Source organism: Microbacterium sp. SW12 (assembly GCF_055391095.1).
This window is the reverse complement of sequence record NZ_AP024335.1, coordinates 2266877-2286130: the sequence shown is the minus strand read 5'-3', so window position 1 is coordinate 2286130 and position 19254 is coordinate 2266877. Positions and strand designations below refer to the sequence as shown.

The 19254-nt window shown below is 66.8% G+C and carries 21 protein-coding genes and 2 tRNA genes; 16 read left to right on the top strand and 7 right to left on the bottom strand.

The annotated features are described in order from the left end of the window. Positions 1-20: 20 nt before the first annotated feature. From MICSW_RS11585 to MICSW_RS11545, 9 genes are all read left to right on the top strand, one after another. Complete coding sequence (locus MICSW_RS11585; protein WP_228178008.1) at positions 21-218, top strand: DUF4244 domain-containing protein; 198 nt, start codon at positions 21-23, stop codon at positions 216-218. Beyond that, a complete protein-coding gene (locus MICSW_RS11580; protein WP_228178009.1) occupies positions 215-547 on the top strand; it encodes a TadE family type IV pilus minor pilin in 333 nt (110 codons plus the stop codon). Before MICSW_RS11585 ends, MICSW_RS11580 begins: the two co-directional genes overlap by 4 nt. Further along, positions 547-864 (top strand): Rv3654c family TadE-like protein, encoded by a 318-nt coding sequence (locus MICSW_RS11575; RefSeq protein ID WP_228178010.1) that lies wholly within the window; start codon positions 547-549, stop codon positions 862-864. The genes MICSW_RS11580 and MICSW_RS11575 overlap by 1 nt, the downstream gene beginning before the upstream one ends. A gap of 63 nt (positions 865-927) precedes the next feature. After that, positions 928-3660, top strand: coding sequence for a type I DNA topoisomerase (topA, locus tag MICSW_RS11570; protein ID WP_228178011.1), 2733 nt, complete (start codon positions 928-930; stop codon positions 3658-3660). Further along, on the top strand, positions 3657-4286 hold the full coding sequence (gene tmk, locus MICSW_RS11565; protein WP_464495965.1) for a dTMP kinase: 630 nt from the start codon (positions 3657-3659) through the stop codon (positions 4284-4286). The genes topA and tmk overlap by 4 nt, the downstream gene beginning before the upstream one ends. Positions 4287-4345: 59 nt before the next feature. Continuing rightward, positions 4346-5518, top strand: a complete 1173-nt coding sequence (locus MICSW_RS11560; RefSeq protein ID WP_292730400.1) for a DNA polymerase III subunit delta' — start codon at positions 4346-4348, stop codon at positions 5516-5518. Further along, positions 5515-7062 (top strand): alpha/beta hydrolase, encoded by a 1548-nt coding sequence (locus MICSW_RS11555; protein ID WP_228178014.1) that lies wholly within the window; start codon positions 5515-5517, stop codon positions 7060-7062. The genes MICSW_RS11560 and MICSW_RS11555 overlap by 4 nt, the downstream gene beginning before the upstream one ends. A gap of 68 nt (positions 7063-7130) precedes the next feature. After that, positions 7131-7203 (top strand) — tRNA-Thr (locus tag MICSW_RS11550). A 354-nt stretch (positions 7204-7557) separates the two neighbouring features. Then, entirely contained in the window at positions 7558-7944 is a 387-nt protein-coding gene (locus MICSW_RS11545; protein WP_228178015.1) for a hypothetical protein, read from the top strand. Positions 7945-7951: 7 nt separating this feature from the next. Here MICSW_RS11545 and MICSW_RS11540 read toward each other — a convergent pair whose 3' ends face one another. After that, on the bottom strand, positions 7952-8908 hold the full coding sequence (locus MICSW_RS11540) for a DMT family transporter (RefSeq protein ID WP_228178016.1): 957 nt from the start codon (positions 8906-8908) through the stop codon (positions 7952-7954). Positions 8909-8961: 53 nt separating this feature from the next. Here MICSW_RS11540 and MICSW_RS11535 point away from each other — a divergent pair, with 53 nt between their 5' ends. Both MICSW_RS11535 and MICSW_RS11530 read left to right on the top strand, forming a co-directional pair. Next, positions 8962-11268, top strand: coding sequence for an MMPL family transporter (locus tag MICSW_RS11535; RefSeq protein ID WP_464495964.1), 2307 nt, complete (start codon positions 8962-8964; stop codon positions 11266-11268). A 20-nt stretch (positions 11269-11288) separates the two neighbouring features. Next, complete coding sequence (locus MICSW_RS11530; protein WP_464495963.1) at positions 11289-11867, top strand: isochorismatase family protein; 579 nt, start codon at positions 11289-11291, stop codon at positions 11865-11867. On the opposite strand, the gene chrA is transcribed toward MICSW_RS11530, so the two are convergent. From chrA to MICSW_RS11510, 4 genes are all read right to left on the bottom strand, one after another. Beyond that, positions 11868-13100 (bottom strand): chromate efflux transporter, encoded by a 1233-nt coding sequence (gene chrA / locus MICSW_RS11525; RefSeq protein ID WP_464495962.1) that lies wholly within the window; start codon positions 13098-13100, stop codon positions 11868-11870. Between the two features lie 9 nt (positions 13101-13109). Then, positions 13110-13859 (bottom strand): aquaporin, encoded by a 750-nt coding sequence (locus MICSW_RS11520; protein WP_464495961.1) that lies wholly within the window; start codon positions 13857-13859, stop codon positions 13110-13112. An 11-nt stretch (positions 13860-13870) separates the two neighbouring features. Beyond that, positions 13871-14281, bottom strand: a complete 411-nt coding sequence (locus MICSW_RS11515; RefSeq protein ID WP_464495960.1) for an arsenate reductase ArsC — start codon at positions 14279-14281, stop codon at positions 13871-13873. Positions 14282-14355: 74 nt separating this feature from the next. After that, a complete protein-coding gene (locus tag MICSW_RS11510) occupies positions 14356-15249 on the bottom strand; it encodes a metalloregulator ArsR/SmtB family transcription factor (protein WP_464495959.1) in 894 nt (297 codons plus the stop codon). Between the two features lie 52 nt (positions 15250-15301). Here MICSW_RS11510 and MICSW_RS11505 point away from each other — a divergent pair, with 52 nt between their 5' ends. After that, on the top strand, positions 15302-16096 hold the full coding sequence (locus tag MICSW_RS11505) for an MOSC domain-containing protein (protein WP_464495958.1): 795 nt from the start codon (positions 15302-15304) through the stop codon (positions 16094-16096). 30 nt (positions 16097-16126) lie between these two features. Here the strand turns inward: MICSW_RS11505 and MICSW_RS11500 are convergent. After that, positions 16127-16202 (bottom strand) — tRNA-Lys (locus MICSW_RS11500). Between the two features lie 109 nt (positions 16203-16311). Between MICSW_RS11500 and MICSW_RS11495 the strand changes: the two genes are divergently transcribed. Both MICSW_RS11495 and MICSW_RS11490 read left to right on the top strand, forming a co-directional pair. Further along, positions 16312-16563, top strand: coding sequence for an antitoxin (locus MICSW_RS11495; protein WP_228176812.1), 252 nt, complete (start codon positions 16312-16314; stop codon positions 16561-16563). Further along, complete coding sequence (locus MICSW_RS11490; protein ID WP_228176813.1) at positions 16560-16988, top strand: TA system VapC family ribonuclease toxin; 429 nt, start codon at positions 16560-16562, stop codon at positions 16986-16988. The genes MICSW_RS11495 and MICSW_RS11490 overlap by 4 nt, the downstream gene beginning before the upstream one ends. 102 nt (positions 16989-17090) lie before the next feature. Here MICSW_RS11490 and MICSW_RS11485 read toward each other — a convergent pair whose 3' ends face one another. Continuing rightward, positions 17091-17759 (bottom strand): fasciclin domain-containing protein, encoded by a 669-nt coding sequence (locus MICSW_RS11485; protein WP_464495957.1) that lies wholly within the window; start codon positions 17757-17759, stop codon positions 17091-17093. A gap of 122 nt (positions 17760-17881) precedes the next feature. On the opposite strand from MICSW_RS11485, the gene sigK reads away from it, so the two are divergent. Both sigK and MICSW_RS11475 read left to right on the top strand, forming a co-directional pair. Beyond that, positions 17882-18472, top strand: a complete 591-nt coding sequence (gene sigK, locus MICSW_RS11480; protein ID WP_292730371.1) for an ECF RNA polymerase sigma factor SigK — start codon at positions 17882-17884, stop codon at positions 18470-18472. After that, positions 18469-19224 carry an anti-sigma factor gene (locus tag MICSW_RS11475; RefSeq protein ID WP_228176815.1) on the top strand — a complete coding sequence of 252 codons (756 nt, stop codon included), beginning with the start codon at positions 18469-18471 and terminating at the stop codon, positions 19222-19224. The genes sigK and MICSW_RS11475 overlap by 4 nt, the downstream gene beginning before the upstream one ends. Positions 19225-19254 lie beyond the last annotated feature (30 nt).

The following is a 19254-nucleotide window of genomic DNA, read 5'->3' as shown; positions in this document are numbered from 1 at the left end:
CACAACCGATTGGAGAACCCATGTCCTCACTGCCCCGTTTGACCTCGCGTGCCGCGCGCGAGCTGTTTCTGGACGAGACCGGCGCCGCCACCGCGGAATACGCGATTGCCACGATGGCCGCAGTCGCCTTCGCTGGCCTTCTGGTCGTGATCATGCGCTCGGACGAGGTGCGCGGCATCCTCACCGACCTGGTGCGCCGCGCGCTCAGCGTCGAATGATCCGCGACGGACTCGGCGGTGATCGCGGGTCGGTCGCCGCCGAGTTCGCGATCGCGATGACTGCTGTCGCGGTTGTGGTGCTTCTCGCCGTCGGGATTCTGGGTGCTGCCGGGCGGCAGATTCTGTTGCAGGATGCCGTTGCCGACGCTGCGCGCCTTGCCTCACGCGGCGAAAGCGGCGCGCGCGTGAGTGCCGTCGTGCAGGCAGCCGTCCCCGGCGCGTCGGTCGAGATCAGCGACGAGGGAGACCTCGTGTGCGTGACCGCGGCGCGCACGGTTTCCGGGATTCCCGTCACAGCGCGCGGCTGCGCCCTCGCGGATGGCTGGTAATGGCGGGCACCGTTGCCTCGGCGGGCATTGCGGTGATCGGTGCTGCGGTGATCGTGGCGGCGGCGGGCGTGGGCGCGGCATCCGTCGTCGCCCAACGCGTGGCCGGCGCGGCTGACTCGGCGGCTCTCGCGGCAGCGGATGCCGCATCCGGAGCGGTCCCCGGTGTCCCCTGCGATCGGGCTGCCGAGGTCGCTTCCGCGCTGGGAGCACGGATGCGTTCGTGCGAGCTTGTCGAGCTCATCGCGACCGTGTCGGTTTCGGTTCCCTTCGGCGCGTTCGAGGTCACTGCAACCGCACGCGCCGGCCCGCCACCGTAGCGCTCTCAGCCTTCGCTGTGTCGCCGTGTGTGTATGGTGTGCATCGAAGAAAGGAAGCTTTCGTTGGCCACAGGCAAGAAGCTTGTCATCGTCGAGTCCCCGACGAAGATGAAGTCGATCCAGGGATACCTGGGCGACGGGTACGAGGTGCTCAGCTCGGTGGGACACATCCGCGACCTTGCGAGCAAGAAGGACATCCCGGCCGAAAAGAAGCAGGCCTACGGGAAGTATTCGATCGACGTCGACAACGACTTCGACCCCTACTACGTCATCAGTGATCGCAAGACCAAGACCGTCGCTGAACTCAAGCGCGCACTGAAGGATGCCGACGAGGTCCTGCTGGCCACAGATGAGGACCGCGAGGGTGAGGCCATCGCCTGGCACCTGCTCGAGGTGCTCAAGCCCAAGGTTCCCGTCAAGCGCATGGTCTTCCACGAGATCACCAAGGATGCGATCCGTGCCGCCGTCGACAAGACCCGAGACCTCGACCTTGCCCTGGTCGACGCGCAGGAGACCCGGCGCGTGCTCGACCGCCTCTACGGGTGGGATGTCTCGCCGGTGCTGTGGCGCAAGGTCGGCTCGGGCCGCGAAGGAGCTGCCCTTTCTGCCGGCCGCGTGCAGTCCGCCGCAACCCGCATGGTCGTCGACCGCGAGCGGGAGCGGATGGCGTTCGTTCCCGCCGACTACTGGGACGTCGAGGCTCTCGCCGGCAAGAATGGCTCTTCCTTCACGACGCGCCTCGCGCGCCTCGACGGCGCATCGCTCGCGCGCGGAGCGGACTTCGACGACAAGGGCCAGCTGAAGAAGGCGGTCGTCGTCCTCGACGAAGCAGCGGCGCGCGCACTCGCCGCAGCCGTGGAGGCCGCTGCTGAGGCATCCGTCACCGCCCTTGACGCAAAGCCCGGCACCCGTAGCCCCAAGCCGCCGTTCACGACCTCGACCCTGCAGCAGGAGGCAGGCCGCAAGCTCTCGATGAGCGCGAAACACGCCATGAGCGTCGCTCAGCGCCTCTACGAGAAGGGGTACATCACCTATATGCGCACCGACTCGACGGCCCTGTCGGCGCAGGCGGTCACCGCCGCGCGCACGCAGGCCGTCGAGCTCTACGGCGACAAGGCCGTGCCGCTGAACCCGCGGACGTACCGCAACAACTCCAAGAACGCGCAGGAGGCGCACGAGGCGATCCGTCCGTCGGGTGAGTTCTTCCGCCGCCCGAGCGAGGTCACCGGCCAGCTCGACCGCGACGAAGAGCGCATGTACGACCTCATCTGGAAACGCACGATCGCCAGCCAGATGTCGGATGCCAAGTACGAGACCACCACCGTCACGCTGGCCCTCGATGCCGATGGCAAGAAGGCCGAGTTCACGGCATCCGGAACCGTCTACACCTTCAAGGGCTTCCTCGAAGCCTACGAAGAGGGCCGCGACGAAAAGCGTGCCGATGCCGACCGCTCCGACGACCAGTCGCTGCCGGCGCTCGCGGTCGGCGATGTGCTGAGTCTCACGGATGTCGAGCCCAAGGGCCACAGCACGAGCCCCAAGCCCCGCTACACCGAGGCGAGCCTCGTGAAGGCGCTCGAAGAGAAGGGCATCGGACGCCCGTCGACGTTCGCGAGCATCATCGACGTCATCCTCGACCGCGGGTACGTCACCAAGCGGGGTCAGGCCCTTGTGCCCAGCTGGGTCGCGTTCAGCGTCGTGCGTCTGCTCGAAGAGCACTTCTCGGAGCTTGTCGACTACGACTTCACTGCCGCGCTCGAAGACGACCTTGACGCCATTGCGCGGGGTGAGCAGAAGCGCATCGAGTGGCTCAAGGAGTTCTACTACGGTTCGGATGCCCACGTCGGCCTTCGCAACATCGTCGACAACCTCGGCGACATCGACGCGCGTGAGCTCAACGCGCGTCCGATCAGCGACACCGTGACCCTGCGTGTCGGCAAGTACGGGCCCTACCTCGAGGTCATCGACCCTGCGAACCCGGATGCCGACCCGCGCCGCGTCAACGTTCCCGACGACCTCGCGCCCGACGAGCTCACGCCCGAGAAGGCACAGGAACTGATCGACGCCCCGGTCGCCGGCAACCGCGTCCTCGGCGAGAACCCCGCCAACGGCAAGCTCGTCGTCGTCAAGGATGGCCGATTCGGCCCCTACATCGAAGAAACCGAGCCCGAGGCCGCCGCGGTCGTTGACCCGGAGACCGGTGAGGTTCTCGAGACAGCACCGGCTGAGCCGGCGCCCGCGGCGAAGGGCAAGAAGTCCACCGCGAAGAGCGCTGCCCCGAAGAACCGCACGGCGTCACTGTTCCGGTCGATGTCGGTGGACACGATCGACCTCGAGACGGCGCTGCGCCTGCTCGATCTGCCGCGTGTCGTGGGTGAGGATCCCGCCTCGGGCGAGCAGATCACGGCGCAGAACGGTCGATTCGGTCCGTACCTGAAGAAGGGCACCGACTCGCGCTCGCTCGAGAGTGAGGCGCAGATCTTCGACATCACGCTCGAGCAGGCGCTCGAACTCTATGCCCAGCCGAAGTACGGTGCCCGCCGCGCGTCGAGTGCGCTCAAGGAGTTCGAGGCCGACCCGACCAGCGGCAAGCCGATCCGCTTGCGCGACGGCCGGTTCGGACCCTACGTCACCGACGGTGAGACCAACGCGACGATTCCGCGCGGTGAACAGGTCGATGATGTGACGTTCGAGCGTGCCGTGCAGCTGCTCGCTGACAAACGCGCGAAGGGGCCAGCACCCAAGCGCACGACCAAGCGCGCTACGACGACGCGCAAGACGACGGCCAAGAAGTGACCTCACCGGGACTGTTCATCACCCTCGAGGGCGGTGACGGGTCGGGCAAGACCACGCAGGCAAGCCTGCTTCGCGACTGGCTCGAGTCTGAGGGCCGCATCGTGGTGCGCACGCGCGAACCCGGCGGGACCGAGGTCGGTGTGCTCATCCGTGACATCGTCCTGCACCATCGAGGCGAGGTGTCGCCGCGTGCCGAAGCGCTGCTCTACGCAGCCGACCGAGCTCATCACATCGCCACGGTGGTGCGCCCGGCTCTCGCGCGGGGCGAGGTAGTCATCCAGGACCGCTACCTCGACTCGTCCGTCGCCTACCAGGGCGCGGGTCGGGTATTGGGTCGCGACGAGATCCGCGACCTGTCGCTCTGGGCTACCGGAGGGTTGTTTCCTGACCTCACCGTGCTGCTGGATCTCGACCCCGAGGCAGCTCGCGCGCGGCTCGACGCCGCCGACAAGCCCTTTGACCGGCTTGAGGCAGAGCGTGACGAGTTCCATGCCCGCGTGCGTGCCGAGTACCTTGCGCTGGCTGCCGCTGAACCCGAGCGCTTCCTCGTGCTGGATGCCTCGCTCCCGGCAGGCGAGATCGCCGAGGCGGTCCGCGCGAGGGTGACGGCTCTGCTCGCTCGGTGACGTAGGCCGCCCCGGTGGCTCACGGCAGATCGTCGGATGCCGCAGCTACGCTGGTCTGCATGCAGCAAGCGCCCCCCGAACAGGTAGTTCCGTGGGGCGCCGTGTGGGGGCAGCCGGAGGCCGTCGCGCAATTCCAGGCCGCGGCATCCGACCCCGACTCACTCGCGCACGCCTGGCTGATCACGGGTCCACCCGGCTCTGGCCGCTCGACCCTCGCTGCGGCGTTCGCGGCAGCGCTCATCGCCGAGCCCGGCGACGAGGCCACGATGCGTCAGGTGATCGCGCGGACCCACCCCGATGTGACAGTGCTGCGAACCGAGCAGGTCATCATCCGCATCGACGAGGCTCGGCAGCTGGTCGAGCGCGCCTACTTCGCCCCCTCGCTCGGCCGGTATCGGGTGATCATCGTCGAGGATGCCGACCGCATGGCCGAGCGCACCTCCAACGTTCTGCTCAAAGCGCTCGAGGAGCCACCCGAGCGCACCGTGTGGGTGCTGTGCGCCCCGAGCGATGCAGACCTTCTTCCGACCATCCGTTCTCGGGTGCGTGTGGTGCGCCTGCGCGAGCCCGACGTCGCCGACGTCGCTGCGCTCATCGCCCAGCGAACCGGAGCCGATCCCGTCACTGCTGAGCAGTCAGCGCGGCACGCGCAACGGCACATCGGCATGGCACAGCGGCTCGCCACGGATGGCGAAGCTCGTGCACGTCGAGACGTGACGCTGCGAGCTGCGCTCGGTGTTCGCAGCGTCGGCGATGCTGTCGATGTGGCAGGTCGCATCGTCCAGGCGGCTACGGATGACGCCAAGGCGCTCACCACGGAGCGAGACGAGACCGAGCGCGAGAGCCTCAAGCGCACTCTCGGAATCGCCGAGGGCGCAGCCGTGCCGCCGGCGGTTCGAGCGCAGATCACCGCGCTCGAAGAGGATCAGAAGCGCCGCGCGACCCGGAGCCTGCGCGACGGAATCGACCGCGTGCTCACGGATCTGCAATCGCTGTACCGCGACGTACTCATGATTCAGTTCGGCAGGACCGACCCGACAGGAGGGAGTGTCCTGATCAACCGAGAGCTGGACGAGGACCTTCGCGCGCTCGCGGCGGCGTGGTCACCGCAGCGCACGCTGGTCGTGCTCGATGAGATCGCCCGCACGCGCCGGAACCTCGAACAGAACGTCGCACCCACCCTTGCTCTCGAGAGCCTGCTCATCACCGTCTCGTCGGGAAGGACACCATGACCGCACGCCTCGCTCGACGCATCCTGACAGCGAGCGCCACGATGGTGGCGGCGGCTGTCGCGCTCGCCGGCTGCTACCTCATCCCGATGCCGGATCAGAGCTCAGCCCCGCACCGTTCCCCGACACCGATCACCGACGGGGTCGCGGAGGATCTTCTTTCCTTCTATCAGCAGACACTGGACTGGGCCGCCTGCGGCGAAGGCTTTGACTGCACCACCGTCACCGCGCCCCTGGACTGGAGCGACCCGGATGCGGGGACGATCGACCTCTCTGTCATCCGTCACGCGGCGACCGGTGGTGAGCCGCTCGGTTCGCTGCTGACCAATCCCGGCGGCCCGGGAGCGAGCGGCGTGGATCTCGTGCGCGATTCCCTGGGTTTCGCGGTCGGTCAGGCGCTCGAGGAGAACTACGACGTCATTGGCTTCGATCCCCGCGGGGTCGGCAAGTCCACCGCGGTCACGTGCCTGGACGCTGCGGGCATGGATTCGTTCGTCTTTGACATCCCGCCCGGGCAGCGCCGTTCCGCCGAATGGGACGCGTTCGTCACCGAGCAACAGCAGGAGTTCGCGGCCGCGTGCGAGCAGAACAGCAACGGCATCCTGCCGTTCATCACGACCGGAAACGCGGCGCAGGACATGGACCTGTTGCGCGCGGTTCTTGGCGACGAGAAACTCAACTACCTCGGCTACTCGTATGGCACCTTCCTCGGGGCGACGTACGCGAAGCACTACCCGGATCGTGTCGGGCGTCTCGTGCTCGATGGCGCGATCGATCCGTCCTTGAGCGGGCTTGATGTCTCGACCCAGCAGGCCATCGGCTTCGAGAACGCGCTACGCGCCTACATGGCGTCGTGCGTGGGTCAGAGCGATTGCCCCTTCAGCGGTTCGGTCGATGAGGCCATGGGAGATCTTGCGATCCTTCTGGCCAGCGTCGACCGCGACCCCATCCGCAACAGCGATGGCCGGATGCTGGGCGCTGACTCGCTCGTGACCGCCATCGTCACCGCGCTGTACGCGGAAGAGAGTTGGCCGTACCTCACGCAGGCGCTCACCGACGTGCTGCGGGGGAATCCCAGCACCGCATTCACTCTCGCCGATTTCTACTACAACCGCCAGGGCGGCCAGTATCTCGACAATTCGACCGAGGCTTTTCTGACCTACAACTGCATGGATTACCCGGACGGCGAGACGGATGCCGAGCGCGCTGCGTCTCAGGCAGCTATCGCCCAGCAGGCCCCGACCATCGCCCCCTACTGGGAGGGCGTGGACTTGTGCGACGTATGGCCATACGCACCTACTGGCGTTCGGGAGCCGATCGCCGCAGCAGGTGCCGAGCCGATCGTGGTGATCGGGACGACGGGTGACCCGGCGACACCGTATGACTGGTCGGTCGCGCTGGCCGAGCAGCTCGAGTCGGGCGTGCTCATCACGCGCGTCGGTGAGGGCCACACCGGCTACAACAAGGGCAACACATGCGTGGATGATGCCGTCGAGGCCTATTTCATCGACGGCATCGTGCCAGCCGACGGCCTTGTCTGCGAGTAGTGACAGGTGGTCACGAGCCGAGTGGGGACACGGTAAGATCGTTGATCGTGCATCGCGCGAGCGATCACGCCACCTTAGCTCAGACGGCAGAGCGATTCACTCGTAATGAATAGGTCAAGGGTTCGATTCCCTTAGGTGGCTCTGAACGAAAGAGACCGTCCGTAGGGCGGTCTCTTTCGTTCATCCGGCGGGGAGCGAACCCTTGGGTGGGCCCACGCCGCCAGAGGCTCCGGGCGCCGCGAAGCGGCGGCTGGAGTGGCGGTGGGGACGATTCCCTTAGGTGGCTCTGAACGAAAGAGACCGTCCGTAGGGCGGTCTCTTTCGTTCATCCGGCGGGGAGCGAACCCTTGGGTGGGCCCACGCCGCCAGAGGCTCCGGGCGCCGCGAAGCGGCGGCTGGAGTGGCGGTGGGGACGATTCCCTTAGGTGGCTCCGTTTATGGCCCGGGGGAGCGAACCCTTGGGTGGGCAGGTCCGCTCCCTGAGAGAATGGGGCTGTGCCACCCGCGCTAGCCGTTGCCCTGGAGATCTACACCTGGATCGGACTTGGCGCGGCTGTGCTCCTCGGCATCGCGGCCCTGATCGCGTGGGTCGCCGACGGGTCGTGGGTGCCCGTACGGGCCGTCGTCTCGCCAACTCCCGCCGGCGAGGTGGTGCGATGGTTCGATGACAGCGGCATCCTCGGCGAAGCCCCGCTGCCGCACGGCGCGACCGTGCACGATGAAGAGGTCGACCTGTGGGCGCGCCTCGGTCGGCACGATACCGTCCGGGTCTCCCGGACGTCGCCGCTGGTGCGCTCGCTCGCTCGTCTCACCGCAGGCTTCGCCGCGCTTGCCCTCATCGGCCTTGTCGTGTCGGTCGTGCTGCTGTTCCTTGAGGTCTGACGCCGCGTCAAGCGAGTGCCAGCAGCACGCCGGCGCCCAGAGCCAGCGCAAGACCCAGCCACTGCACGGCAGCGACGCGCTCGCGAAGCACGACGGCGGCGAGCAGGATCGTCCCGGCGGGGTACAAAGCGGTAAGGGCTGCCACGATCGACAGGTCTCCGAGACGGAGTGCAGCGAGTAGCAGCACGTTGGCGGTGACATCAAGCACACCGCACACGAAGGCAAGGCCCCATCCTGCGGGCGTGGATCGTGCCGTCCCTGTCGGAGAGGTGCGCGCATGCTCGAGGTCGGCGTGCCCGGTGGGGGTCGCGCCGAGTTCGATACCGCGGGCTCGGAGCGCGGATGTCGCGCTGGCTCCCCGCCGTGTGGCGGCGATGATCATCGCAACGACGATGACCATCGTGATGGTCGCGTTCGTGGCGCGGTTGGCGATCATCGGCACGAGCCCGCTGTCATCGCTGGCCTGATCGAGGGTGATAAGGAATGCGCCGATCGCCAATCCAGAGCCGATCGCCATCACGAGTCCGCGCGCTGACGGACGAACCGCACCTTGTCCGGGGATGAATCCGACGAGCACGACGGCGATCAGAGCCACCCCGAGCCCGAGGTAGCCGGTGACCGTCAGGCTCTCACCGCCGATCGTGAGCCCCCAGATCATCGGTGCAATCGCGGACGTGACCGCGGTGACGGGGGAGAGGATGCTCATCGGGCCGATCGCGAGGCAGGCGTATAGAAGCGCGATCGCTGTCACGCCGAACACTCCCGAGAGCGCGCCCCAGGCGACGTCTTCGATGTTCCACCGGGCTCCGAGCAGGGGGATCAGTATGAACAGAACGACCAGACCGCTCAGAGCCGCCGTCGCGGTAACGACGATCGAGCGCAAGCGTCTGGCTGCAAGGCCCCCGAAGAAGTCGGCGGCGCCGTAAATGAACGCTCCCAGGAGAGCGATTGCTGCCGACACCATCCGTCAACGATAGGGCTTGCGCGGATGCCGGTTTAGCTAGATAAGCTAGCAAGATGGCTCAGAAGAAGAACTCCGTCCGCCCCTCCCGGTGGTTGCGAATCGGCATCCCCGCGTTGCTCGTGCTGATCTGGGTCGGGGTGGGGTCGGTCGGGGGCCCCTACTTCGGAAAGGTCGACGAGGTCGCGAGCAACGACCAGTCGAGCTTCCTCCCCGAGAGCGCGGACGCCACGCGCGTCGCTGAGCGCCTCCCAGACTTCTTGGGTGACGAAGCAATCCCCGCCGTCCTTGTCGTGACGGGCGACGGAGAGCTCACCGATGATCAGCTCGCCGAGGTCCAGACGCTCGTCGACGAGATCGCGAACATCGACGGTGTCCTCGATGGAGTATCCCCACCGGTGGTCTCGGATGACGGCGAAGCGGTGCAGGGCTTCATCCCGATCGATTCGTCGGGTGAAGTGCGTGAGATCGTCGAAGAGATCCGTACCCTCGTCACCGACGATCTGCAGGCGCCGCTCGAGGGGTGGGTAACGGGACCGGCAGGCTTCACGTCTGACCTCGTCAAGGGATTCCTCGGCATCGACGGACTGTTGCTCATCGTCGCCCTAGTGGCGGTGTTCGTCATCCTGGTGATCGTCTACCGATCGCCGCTGCTGCCGATCCTCGTGCTCATGACCTCGACCTTCGCGCTGACCGTGGCGCTGCTCGTTGTGTGGTGGCTCGCCTACGCCGGCGTCTTCGTCCTCAACGGTCAGGTCCAAGGCATCCTGTTCATTCTCGTGATCGGCGCGGCAACAGACTATGCCCTGCTGTATGTCGCGAGATTCCGGGAGGCCATCGGCGAGGGCGAGCAGCGATGGAACGCGACGCTGCGTGCCTGGAAGGGATCCTTCGAGCCGATCCTCGCGTCGGGCGGCACAGTCATCGCGGGTCTTCTGATCCTGCTGCTCTCGGATCTTGCGACCAACCGGGCGCTAGGACCCATCGCCTCGATCGGCATCGCGTTCGCGATGCTCTCCGCCCTCACCTTCCTGCCCGCGCTGCTCGCGCTCTTCGGCCGCGTAGCGTTCTGGCCGTTCATCCCCAAGCACGGGCTCGCAGAGCTTCCCGACGACTTCACCAAGCCGGTCAAGGGATTCTGGCCACGCCAAGCGCGCCTGATCGCGCGACGGTCGCGCCCGGTCTGGATCATCACGACGGTCGCGCTGCTGGTGGCAGCCCTCGGTGTCACCCAGTTCAAAGCGGATGGTGTGGCATCCAGCGACCTCGTGCTGGGCTATTCCGAAGCGCGAGACGGGCAGAATGTTCTCGCCGAGCACTTCCCGGCAGGCTCCGGTAGCCCCGTCTACGTGATCGTTCCCGAGAGCGAGCTTGCCGCCGCGGTCACGATCCTCGACGACAGCGCCGGGATCGACTCGGTATCTGTCGCCTCCGAGGACTCGCCGAGCGGACAGGCGCCTGTCTCTGTCGAAAACGGGGAGCCGGTCTTCACGGCCTTCGGGCCGCCGGGTACTCCGGCGCCGAGCCCCACCGTCTCGGACGGCGACGTGCTCGTGATCGCGACGCTGACGGATGCCGCGGACTCGGTCGAGGCCGAGCAAACCGTGCGCGACCTGCGCGTCGCGTTCACCGACGAGCTCGGCGACGGTGTCGCCCTGGTCGGCGGAGTGACGGCGACGGATGTCGATTCCAACGACACCTCGATCCGCGATCGCACCGTCATCATCCCGATCGTGCTGGTGGTCATCCTGCTGATCCTGATGCTGCTGCTGCGGGCAGTGCTCGCGCCGGTCCTGTTGATCCTCACGGTTGTCGTGTCGTTCGGTTCGGCCCTCGGTGTCAGCGCGCTCGTCTTCGACTACGTCCTCGGGTTCCCGGGCGCAGACCCGGCAGTACCGCTTTATGGATTCGTGTTCCTCGTTGCCCTCGGCGTCGACTACAACATCTTCTTGATGTCGCGCGTGCGGGAGGAGTCGCTCGTGCACGGCACGCGTCGCGGCATCTTGCGCGGGCTCGTCGCCACCGGCGGGGTGATCACATCGGCGGGCCTCGTGCTCGCAGCGACCTTCGCTGCGCTCGGGGTCATCCCGATCCTGTTCCTCGCACAGCTGGCGTTCATCGTCGCGTTCGGTGTGCTGCTCGACACCTTCGTCGTGCGCTCGCTCCTCGTCCCGGCCCTGTCGTACGACATCGGGCGGGCGATCTGGTGGCCGTCGAAGCTCTGGCGGCGCGGACCCGAAGTGGTGGGAGCGGTTCACGACCCGCGGTCGGCTGACCTTGTCGGAGCCACCCACGCCGAGGGCGAGTCGCAGCCGCTCAGCCGCCGTGCGCTGCGGAAGAAGCGGGATTCCGACGACGGGTGAACGAGCGTAGCCTCGACGTTATGGGTAGGGCACTGTTCATCGTCGATGTCCAGAACGACTTCACCGAAGGCGGCGCGCTCGGTGTCGAGGGCGGGGATGCCGTAGCCGAACGGATCTCGCAGTACCTCGTGACGCACGCCGAGGAATACGACATCATCGTCGCCTCGCGCGACTGGCACCATCCCGATCACGACAATGGCGGACATTTCCATCCCGAACCTGACTTCGTCGACACGTGGCCGGTCCACTGCGTGAGCGGGACGGAGGGCGCGGAGTACGACCCGGGTTTCGACACGGCATCCGTCACCCACCACGTCAAGAAGGGGCAAGGAGAACCGGCGTACTCACTCTTCGAAGGTACGACGGATGACGGCGCCAAGGTGTCGGATCTGCTGACCGAGCACGGGATCCTCGAGGTGGATGTCGCCGGCATCGCCACCGACTACTGCGTCCGCGCCTCGACGCTGGACGCGATCGCGCACGGCAGACACGTGCGGGTGATCACGAACCTCATCGCGGGGGTCGCCGCCGAATCCAGTGAGGCTGCGCTCGCCGAGGTCGCGCACGCCGGCGCTGAACTGGTCGAGATTCCGAGCTGATCAGGAAACTCCCAGCGCAGCCAGCAGGATGCCGCCCGCACCCCCGATGAGGACGACTGCCCAGGGCGGCAACTTCCACGCAATGAGCAGCACGAAGCACACGAGCGCGAGGCTGAACGACCCTACGCCGACGATCCCCGTCGTGAACAGCGGGTCATAGAGAGCCGCGCCGAGGATGCCGACCACGGCGGCGTTCGCCCCGCGCATGAGCGACTGCATCCAGGTTCGCCCTCGAAGAGCGTTCCAGAACGGCAGCACACCGACCAGTAGCAGAAACCCGGGAAGGAAGATCGCGACCAGGGCGATGGCGGCGCCGAGAACGCCGCCGGGGCCGACCGATGACAGGGTCCCGAGGTAGGCCGAGAAGGTGAACAGCGGCCCGGGCATCGCTTGCACGGCGCCGTAGCCGGCGAGGAACTGCTCAGGGCTCACCCATCCGGTCTCGACCACCCCCGCCTGCAGCAGCGGGAGGACGACGTGTCCGCCGCCGAAGACGAGGGCTCCGGCGCGGTAGAACGTGTCGAACAAGCTCACAGCCCCGTTGCTGCTGAGGGCGGCGAGGATCGGCATCCCGAGCAGGATGACGACGAACGCCACCAGGCTGACGACTCCTGCTGTGCGTGATACCGGGAAACGCATGAGACCGGTGTCGCCGATTCCGGCGGGCGCGGACCGGCAAAGGAGGAGACCGGCGACCGCGCCGAGAACGATCGCGAGGACCTGTCCGATCGATCCCGCGAGAAGGAGCGCGACGACTGCCGCAACCACGGCAATTGAGGCACGCCGCGCATCGGGGGTCAGCGTCTTCGCCATGCCCCAGACCGCCTGGGCGACGATAGCCACCGCCACGATCTTCAGGCCCGTCAGCAGACCCGCACCGATGACACCCTCAAACAGTGCCGCGCCGAACGCGAAGGCGACCATGAGGATCGCCGAGGGCAGCGTGAAAGCGAGGAAGGCCGCGAGAGCGCCGAGCGGGCCGGCACGGTGCAGGCCCATCGCGAAGCCGACCTGGCTGGACGCCGGCCCGGGCAAGAACTGGCACAGGGCGACCAGGTCGGCATATGCCTTGTCACTCATCCACCGGCGTCGCGCGACGAGGTCGTCGCGGAAGTAGCCGAGGTGCGCGATCGGTCCGCCGAAGGAGGTAAGGCCCAGGCGCAGGAAGGCCCAGAACACCTCGCCTGCCGAGCCGCGCGATGCGGTGGCGGTGTCGTGGGCGCTCGCGGTCACGGCCGGATTCTACGGGGCGGTTCGGTCGCGGCGGTGAACAGCTGAGGCGTCGGGATCGACATCCGCATGCGGGATGACGATCTCTTCGGCAGCATCAGCGACGTGGGGGAAGAGCGCGATCGCTGCGACCACCGCGATAGCAGCGCCGACAAGCTGCGCGGCGATGAACGGGAGTACCGACGTAGCCCCGATGCCGGCGAAGGTGTCGCTGAACAGGCGCCCGATCGTGACCGCGGGGTTCGCGAACGACGTCGAGCTGGTGAACCAGTACGCCGCACCGATGTATGCGCCTACCGCCGGTGCTGCTGCAGCGCCGCGCCCGGTGCGGGCGAGCGCGACGATCAGCAGCACGAGTCCGAACGTCGCGACAACCTCTGCGATCAGCGTTGCCGGAGTTGCTCGGGCAGTGGTCGACAGGCTCGTGGGCACGTCGAACATGACGTTGGCGAGGACGGCTCCGCCGATAGCGCCGGCGATCTGGGCGAGCGTGTAGATCCCGAGCATCGGCCCTGTGAGCCCCACCCGGCGGCGCCGCCCGAGGAACCAGTCCACGAGCGACACCGCCGGATTGAAATGTGCGCCTGAGATCGTGCCGAACATCAGGATCAGAACCGATAGGCCGAGGGCCGTCGCGATGCTGTTGGCGAGTAGCTGGATGCCGACATCCGTCATGAGCCGGGTCGCCATGATGCCAGAGCCGACGACGACCGTGACGAGCAGTCCGGTGCCGAGGAACTCGGCGACCGCGCGGCGAGCCACGGGAGCGAGAGTCACGCTGCGGGGACGAGTTCGGACAGCAGGGTCTCGACGCGTCCCCGGATCTCGTCGCGGATGCGACGCACGGTCTCGACGTCCTGGCCGGCGGGGTCGTCGAGTTGCCAGTCCTCGTAGCGTTTGCCGGGGTAGATCGGGCAGGCGTCGCCGCATCCCATCGTGATGACGACATCCGACTCCTGGACGGACTGCACAGTGAGCACCTTCGGCGAGTTATTGGCGATGTCGATGCCCTCCTCGGCCATGACCTGCACGGCGACAGGATTGATCTGGTCCTTCGGCTGGGATCCCGCGGAGCGGACCTCGACACGGTCGCCGGCGAGGGCCTGCAGGTATCCGGCGGCGATCTGCGAGCGACCGGCGTTGTGGACGCAGACGAACAGGACGACGGGAGGGGTTGTCGACATGGGCTTCACCTTTCTTGGGTTGAGAAAAGCATAGATGGTTATCTATCTATCGGGGAAGCCGAACCCAGGGGAGTTCAGCTCGTGTTCACTTTCTCGGCGGAGCGAAGTTCTGTGAGGAGTTCTCGCACGCGCCTGTCGATGTCATCACGGATGCCGCGCACGGCTGCGAGCGGCTTGCCGACGGGATCTTCGAGCTCCCAATCGAGGTATCGCGTTCCGGGATAGATGGGACAGGCGTCGCCGCATCCCATCGTGATGACGACATCCGCGGCACGAACTGCTTCGTCGGTCAGTGGCTTCGGGAACTCGTCGCCGATCGAGACGCCGATCTCATCCAGCGCGGTGACGATCGTCGAGCGAACGTCCGTGGTAGGTGCAGAGCCAGCGGTTCGCACGCTGACCGCGCCGCCGGCGAGGTGGCGCAGGATGCCGGCCGCCAGTTGGGATCTGCCGGCGTTCTGCACGCACACGAACAGCACGCTCGGCGGTGCTCCCCTCGACGAGGATGCCTCCGCGATCGCCTCGAGCCGGCTTGCGGCGAACGAGAACGTGCGGGATGCCAGAAGAGGGGCATCCGTCGCCGACAGGCGTGCATGGCTGTCGGCGACGACCTCACGAATCTGGTCGGCGTCGACGCGCTCGCCGAATCGGGCCTGGAGGTCCGTCGTAATCCGAGCCAGGTCAACGGATGCCGTCTCCCGCCGCCGGCCCAGGATTGCATTGACGCGGTCAGCGGCATCGGGCGCGATCGAGTACCACACCTGCCGCCCCTCGGGCTCGCGGGTCACGATCCCATCCGTCAGCAGCGTCTTCATGTGGTGACTCACCGTGGGCTGACGCAGACCGAGCTCGACCGCAAGGCGCCCGACGAGCACGCGACCGTCCGTCGAAGAGCGCATCAGGCTCAGGATGCGGGCACGGGTCGGGTCGCCCAGGGATGTGAGCGCGGCATCCGTTCCGGCATCCATTGATCGCAGTCTATCGAAGTGAGCGGTACCCGGCGCGTGGCACGATGGCGGCATGGCATCTGTCGCCGCGCTGTATCGCTACCCGGTGAAGGGGTTCACGCCCGAAGTGCGCGAGCAGATCGTGGTGCAGGACGACGGGCGCGTCGAGGGTGATCGGGTGCTTGCCTTTCGGTTCGCCGATGCCGTCGAGCCCGAGGTCGAGGACGGGCTGCCGTACTGGCCGAAGAAGCGCGGCCTTGCGCTCATGGACATGCCCTCGCTCGCGCGGCTGAAGCTGAGCTACGACCGCGACCGGCGTCGCCTCACGATCCGCGACGGTGACGAGGAGGTCGTGGCTGGCACGCTCGACGATGCCGGTCGGCGGCAGATCGAGGATGCCGTCACGGGGTGGCTGCGGGACACTCCCGATGCTCGGCACCTAGACCGGCCAGGGCGGCTTCCCCTTCGGCTCATCGGTGATGGGGTCACCTCACAATTTCAGGATCGCCCCCGCGGGTATGTGTCGGTCCATGCGTCGGCATCCGTCGCAGAACTTGGCCGGGCCGCTCAAGCCGTCGTCGATGATCGCCGATTCCGCTCGAACGTCGTGGTCGAGGGCATTGCGCCGTGGAGCGAGCTCGAGTGGCAGGGGAGGGTGCGGATCGGCGACGTCGTGTTCGCGGTGCAGCGTCCTATCGTGCGGTGCGCTGCGATCATGGCAAACCCCGACACCGGTCAGCGGGACGCCCCGCTGCTGCGAACCCTCACGCGCGAGTTCGGGCAGTCCGCGCCGACTCTGGGGATGCTCCTGCTCCCCAAGAGCGGCGGCGGAGTTCTCCGCATTGGTGATCCCGTCGAGGTCGCATAGCGCGCGACAACCACTCGAGTAACGCTGATGTGGTGGGCCCGGAGGGGCTCGAACCCTCGACCCGCGGATTAAAAGTCCGATGCTCTACCGACTGAGCTACAGGCCCCAGGCCTACCAGCCTACTTCGTGCGCGGTATCCGCTTTGCGACCCTGCCGCAAAGCGTCTCATGCGCGCTGCATCAAAGCATCATGGCAAGTGATGATATGATGCGCGGATGCGGACCACGATCACGCTGACCTCAGCTGCCGAGGAAGCCGTGCGCAAGGTCATGCGTGAGCGTGGCCTCTCTTTCAAGGACGCGGTGAACTCGGCGATCCTCGCTGGTCTGGACCCCGATCCCGTGGACAGCTACGAGACGCCGGTGCACAGGCTCGGCAAGGCAAGCGTCCCGTTGGATCGTGCTCTCGCTATCGCGGCTGAACTGGAAGACGAGGCAATCACTCAGAAGCAAGAGCTGGCGAAGTGAAACTCGTTGACGCAAACGTCCTGCTCTACGCCGTAGACGCGGATGCGCGTCATCACGCACGGGCCAAGACGTGGCTCGATAGCGCACTGAGTTCGAGGGAAACCGTCGCGATTCCGTGGGTCTGCGCATTGGCCTTTGTTCGTCTGGCGACGAGTCGTCGGATCTACGCGAATCCCTTACCGGTCGATGACGCCTTCGACATCCTCAACGGATGGATGAATCGACCTAGCGTCATCAGCCCCGAGCCCGGCGCCGGACACTCCGATCGGATGCGCATGCTTCTCGCCGACGTCGGCACCGGTGGGAATCTGGTCATGGATGCTCACCTTGCTGCCCTCGCCATCGAGAATCGCGCACAGATCGTGACCTTCGACGGTGACTTCGGGAGGTTTCCGGGAGTCGTCTGGGGGCGGCCCGGGGATTGAAGTCCGGGGCCGCTTCCGACCACACAGAAACGACGAGGCCGCCGCATCCGAAGATGACGACGGCCTCGCGTCCCTCCACCCTGGGGGATCGTCAACGGGCGCTCACATGGGAGGCATGAGCACCGTGTCGACGAGGTACACGACAGCGTTGGCGGTCTGAACGCCACCGCAGATGACCATGGAGTCGTTGACCATGAGCTCGTCGCCCGAACCGGTCACCTCCACGTCAGCACCCTGCACCGTGGTGTGGGTGCCGGGAAGGTCCTCAGGCAGGATCTGACCGGGAACGACGTGGTACGTCAGGATCGACGTCAGCAGATCCGAGTCAGTCGACAGCGTGTCGATCGTGGCCTGGTCGATCTTCGCGAACCCGTCATCGACCGGAGCGAAGACGGTGAACTCGCCACCGTTGAGGGTGTCGACGAGGTTCACGTCGGGGTTCAGTCCGCCGCTCACGGCTGCGGTGAGCGTCGTCAGCAGCGGGTTGTTGGATGCCGCGGTAGCAACGGGGTCCATGGCCATGCCATCGACGGAGCCGGCGCCAGAAGGCACGGCCTCGGCGTACTCCATGCAGCCCGGGCCCACGAGGTAGGCGGCGGCATCCATTTCCTCCATGTCGTCCATGGGAGTGGTCTGTTCGGTCATCGGCGTCTCGGCCATCTCGTCGTCCATGTCCCCCGTGCTGGCGGTGGAGCAGGCAGAAAGGGCAAGTGCGGCGACGAACGCCAGCGAGGCGCCAGCTGCGACGCGCGACTTCTTGGTGATCAACATTGTTCCTCCGGTGTTGTCGGAGCCTCGTCAGGGCTCGTGGTCGTCCGCTCGTGGCGGCCTACACAGGGGTCTTCGGAAGCGAGTCGACATCGGATGGGAAATTCATGCGGCATGCTGGACGCATGGTGATCGACGGCATGGACGTGCCAGACGACGGGGCGGGCGCCGTCGATCACGTCGCGGAACTTCTCGAACGAGTCGCGCGCGGCGACCACGAGGCTTTCGCGAGCCTCTACGACATGCTGTCGTCGCGGGTCTTCGGACTCATCCTGCGCGTGGTGGTGGACCGGTCGCAGAGCGAAGAGGTTCTGCAGGAGGTGTTCCTGGAGGTGTGGCAATCCGCCGCGCGCTTCGCTCCGAACAAAGGCCAGGGCAGATCCTGGGTGCTGACGATCGCACACCGCCGAGCCGTCGACCGCGTGCGGGCTTCGCAGGCGAGCGTCGATCGCGACATCCGGGTCGGGTTCCGTGACATCGACGTCGCTCACGATGGCGTCGCCGAGCAGGCGGAACTGCGGATCGAGAGCCGACGAGTAACAGAGGCGCTCACCGCCCTTCCCGAATCACAGCGCGAGGCCCTCACCCTCGCGTATTTCGGGGGTTACAGTCAGAGCGAGATTGCGGCGCTGGTGGGGGCGCCGCTGGGAACAGTGAAGACCCGGATGCGCGACGGCTTGTCGCGCCTGAGAGCAGAAATGGGGGTGGCCTCATGAACGAGCAGGAGTTCGCCGAGCTGTCGGCGGCGTCCGCCCTCGGCGCTCTCGACGCTGAGCAGCAGCAGGCCTTCGACCTCGCTCTCACGATGCATCCGGAATGGCGCGGCATCGCTGAACGCGACCTCGAAACCGCGGCTGCGCTCGCCGACTACGCACCCGAGGTCGACCCGCCCGCAGAGCTTCGCCACCACATCCTCACCCGAATCGCGCTGGCGCCGCAGACGGATGCCGTCCCGATCGGTGCGACACCGGCGCCGAGTACTGGCGCCATCCAGACCCAGTCCCGCACGCGCTGGATGCGCAGCATGTTCGCCCTCGCGGCATCCTTCGTTCTTCTTGTCGCGCTGGGCTTCACCGCCGTCAGCATCAACGACTGGGTCAACCGCCCGCCCGAGGTCGTGGCCCTGCAAGAGGTTCAGTCGGCACCGGATGCGCAGTCCGCGACGGCTCAGATCGAAGGCGGCGGCGAGTCCACTGTTTACTGGGCCGACTCCGTCGGAAAGGCCGTCATCGTCTCGGACGGACTTCCGCAGATCGCTGACGATCAGAGCTATGAACTGTGGTTCGTGAGAGGCGATGAGTCTCCGATCCCGGCCGGCGCGTTCGCAGCGAGCGGGCAGCGAACCGAGACGTGGATCCTCGATGGCGAGATGGAGCCGGGTGACACGATCGCCATCACGATCGAGCCTGCCGGTGGTTCCCCGACGGGCGAGCCCACGTCCGACGCGGTGGTCGCGATCGCGACCTGAGCGGCTCTCGTCGCGACTACCCTGGAGCGG